This window comes from Dietzia sp. DQ11-71 (genome assembly GCF_014144995.1).
Taxonomy (GTDB): domain Bacteria; phylum Actinomycetota; class Actinomycetes; order Mycobacteriales; family Mycobacteriaceae; genus Dietzia; species Dietzia kunjamensis.
The window spans coordinates 1-3,586 of the sequence record NZ_JAALDT010000419.1 but is presented as its reverse complement, the minus strand read 5'-3'; the positions used below and the strand labels follow the sequence as shown (position 1 = coordinate 3,586).

Sequence of the window (3,586 nt, the reverse complement as noted above, 5' to 3'; positions counted from 1 at the left end):
GGCCGTCGACGATGTGGTGGTGGTGGTCCCGTCGGACCGCGTCCGGGAAGCCGAGTCGATGCTCGCCCGACTCCGGAACGATGACCACCTCGTCGTCGTCGCCACCGGCGGCGCGGAGCGCACCGACTCCGTGCGCAACGGGCTCGCGGCGCTGACCGCCACCCACGGTGATGCCGGCGCGGCGGTGTACGACGTCCTGCTGGTGCACGACGCGGCGCGGTGCCTCACCCCCGCCGCACCGACGCGGCGCGTCGTCGAGGCCGTGCGCTCCGGCGAGGTCGCCGTGGTGCCGGTGCTCCCGGTCGTCGACACCGTCAAACAGGTCGACGTCGACGGCTACGTCGTGGGCACCCCCGACCGTTCCGGGCTGCGCGCCGTCCAGACACCCCAGGGATTCGCTCCCGACGTCCTGCTCGCCGCCTATGACGCGGCCGGGGACATCGCCACCGACGACGCCGGCCTGGTCGAACGGATCGGGCAACGGGTCGCGACCGTCGAGGGAGACGCGCTCGCGTTCAAGATCACCACCGCCACCGACCATGCCCGCGCGCTGACGGAACTCGCCGGATCCCGTCCCGGCTCGGCGCCCCCCGTCCCCGCGGGCCGAATCCAGGAGGACCCGTGACCGGACCCGTCATCCCCCGCGTGGGGATCGGCACCGACGCCCACCGCGTGGAGCCCGGAAAGCGCTGCATGATGGCGTGTCTGCACTTCCCCGAGGACAACGGGTGCGAGGGGCACTCCGACGGGGACGTGGTCGCCCACTCCCTGGTCGACGCCCTGCTCTCGGCGGCGGGCCTCGGCGACCTCGGCGCGCTGGTGGGCACCGGACGACCCGAGTACGACGACGTCTCGGGCGAGCGCCTGCTGCGGGAAGCGGTGGCCGAGCTGGACGAGCACGGGTGGGTGATCGGCAACGCCGCCGTGCAGATGGTGGGCAACCGGCCCAAGATGGGGCCGCGCCGTACCGAGGCCGAGCAGCGATTGTCCGAGATCATCGGCGCCCCGGTCTCCGTCTCCGCCACCACCACCGACGGCATGGGCTTCACCGGCCGCGGTGAGGGGGTCTCCGCCGTGGCCACGGCACTGGTGTACCGGGCCTGACGGCCCGACACCGGTAGACTCGGCACCCGTGACGCTCCATCTGTACGACACCGCCGCCCGCTCCCTGAGGGAGTTCACCCCCGTCCGGGAAGGGCACGCGTCCGTCTACCTCTGTGGAGCCACCCCCCAGTCGGTCCCGCACATCGGCCACGTCCGCTCCGGCGTCGCGTTCGACATCCTGCGCCGCTGGCTCCTCGGATGCGGCTACGACGTGGCGTTCGTGCGCAACGTCACCGACATCGACGACAAGATCCTCACCAAGGCCGCCGAGAACGGGCGCCCGTGGTGGGAATGGGCGGCCACCCACGAGCGCGAGTTCACCCGCGCCTACGACGCGCTCGGCGTGCTGCCGCCGTCCACCGAGCCACGCGCGACCGGGCACGTGACCCAGATGATCGACTACATGGAGAGGCTCATCGAGCGGGGTTTCGCGTATCCGGCCGAGGGCAGCGTCTACTTCGACGTCGCCGCCTGGTCGGCCGCGCCCGAGGGCGACTACGGGCACCTGTCCGGACACCGACTCGACGAGGTCGACCAGGGCGAGTCCGCCGACCTGCGCGGTAAGCGCGACACGCGAGACTTTGCCCTCTGGAAGGCCGCCAAGCCCGGCGAGCCCGCCTGGCCCACCCCGTGGGGCGACGGCAGGCCCGGGTGGCACCTCGAGTGCTCGGCCATGGCCACCTGGTATCTCGGCCACACCTTCGACATCCACGGCGGCGGCCTCGACCTGCAGTTCCCGCACCACGAGAACGAGGCGGCCCAGTCCCATGCCGCCGGCGACGGGTTCGCCCGCTTCTGGCTGCACAACGGCTGGGTGACGATGGCCGGCGAGAAGATGAGCAAGTCACTGGGCAACGTGCTCAGCGTGCCCAACATCCTCACCGCCGTCCGCCCCGTGGAACTGCGCTACTACCTCGGAAGTGCGCATTACCGGTCGATGCTGGAATACTCTCCCGAGGCACTGCAGGAGGCGGCCGCGGCCTATCGCCGGATCGAGGCGCTCGTGCACCGGGTGAACGAGGCCATCGGGTCGGGAACGGCACCGGGGGGCGACGTCCCGGTCGGCGAGTGGACCGACGCGTTCGCCGCCGCGATGGACGACGATCTCGGGGTCCCCGCCGCGCTGGCGGAGATCCACGGCCGGGTCCGCGCCGGCAACACCGCGTTGTCGTCGGGGGATCTCGACGCGGCGCTCGCGGCGGCATCGTCCGTGCGGGCGATGACCGCGGTGCTGGGCGTCGACCCGTTGGACCCGCAGTGGACCTCCGCCGGGGGTGGGGAGGACGCGGCGTTGACAGCACTCGATCTCCTCGTGCGCGCAGAACTCGAGGCCCGCGCCGACGCGCGGGCGAACAAGGACTTCGCCACCGCCGACGCCATCCGTGACCGACTGGTCGCGGCGGGTATCGAGGTGGCCGACACCGCGGACGGCCAGAAGTGGTCGCTCGCCAACCGGAAGGACTGACATGGCGGGCAATTCGAGCCGGCGCGGAGCGATCCGCAAATCCGGCACCAAGAAGGGACAGGTCGTCGGCTCCGGCGGCCAGCGCCGTCGCGGGCTCGAGGCGCGCGGCGCCACCCCCAAGGCCGAGGACCGGACCTACCACCCGGCGCACCGCAAGGCCAAGGCCGCGTCGCGCAAGTCGGACGGTGCCCAGCAGCGCCGCCAGTACGCCCAGAAGAAGGCCGACGGGCCCGAACTCGTGGTGGGCCGCAACCCGGTCGTGGAGTGCCTGCGCGCCGGAGTCCCGGCGACGGCGTTGTTCGTGGCCGTGGGGGCCGACAACGACGAGCGGCTCACCGAGGCCGTGCGGTTCGCCGCCGACAAGGGGATCTCGATCCTCGAGGTGCCCCGCCACGATCTCGACCGGATGACCTCCAATGGCATGCACCAGGGGATCGGTCTCCAGGTACCACCCTATGAGTACGCCGACCCGGACGACCTCATCCAGAGCGCCATGCACTCCTCGAAGCCGGCCCTGCTGGTGGCGCTCGACAACATCACCGACACTCGCAACCTCGGCGCCGTCATCCGGTCGGTCGCGGCCTTCGGTGGGCACGGCGTGCTGATCCCCGAGCGGCGCAGCGCGTCCATCACCGCGGTGGCGTGGCGCACCTCGGCCGGCGCCGCAGCCCGCCTGCCGGTGGCCAAGGCGACCAACCTCAACCGGACGCTGCTCGACTGGGCCAAGCAGGGCGCGCAGCTCGTCGGCCTGGACGCCGGGGGCGACGTCTCGTTGGACGACTACGACGGCACCGGTCCCACGGTCATCGTCGTGGGCTCCGAGGGCAAGGGCCTGTCCCGCCTCGTCCGCGAGAACTGCGACTCGATCCTGTCCATCCCGATCGCGTCCGAGGTCGAGAGCCTCAACGCCTCGGTGGCGGCGGGCGTGGTGCTCTCGGAGTTCGCGCGGCAGCGGCGCGTCAAGCGCTGACCCGCCGAGGCGGGAGCCCGGCCCGCCCGGCCCGCGGCATCCGCTGG

General features: G+C 72.3%; 4 protein-coding genes. All 4 read left to right on the top strand.

Translation table 11 applies throughout. From position 1 onward, the window contains the following. Positions 1-625 (top strand): IspD/TarI family cytidylyltransferase (locus G6023_RS13660; protein WP_182636023.1); only part of this gene is annotated, 625 nt, incomplete at its 5' end. Next, positions 622-1,104 (top strand): 2-C-methyl-D-erythritol 2,4-cyclodiphosphate synthase, encoded by a 483-nt coding sequence (ispF, locus tag G6023_RS13655; protein WP_069390411.1) that lies wholly within the window; start codon positions 622-624, stop codon positions 1,102-1,104. The genes G6023_RS13660 and ispF, both read left to right, overlap by 4 nt. 28 nt (positions 1,105-1,132) lie before the next feature. After that, positions 1,133-2,569 carry a cysteine--tRNA ligase gene (gene cysS, locus G6023_RS13650; RefSeq protein ID WP_096906095.1) on the top strand — a complete coding sequence of 479 codons (1,437 nt, stop codon included), beginning with the start codon at positions 1,133-1,135 and terminating at the stop codon, positions 2,567-2,569. Position 2,570: 1 nt separating this feature from the next. Continuing rightward, the gene (gene rlmB, locus G6023_RS13645) at positions 2,571-3,539 is read left to right on the top strand and encodes a 23S rRNA (guanosine(2251)-2'-O)-methyltransferase RlmB (protein WP_069390413.1); all 969 of its coding nucleotides are present in this window, start codon (positions 2,571-2,573) and stop codon (positions 3,537-3,539) included. Positions 3,540-3,586 lie beyond the last annotated feature (47 nt).

Coding starts and splice junctions, on each gene's coding strand:
- rlmB (WP_069390413.1), top strand. CDS start 2,571: ATGGCGGGCAATTCGAGCCGGCGCGGAGCGATCCGCAAATCCGGCACC.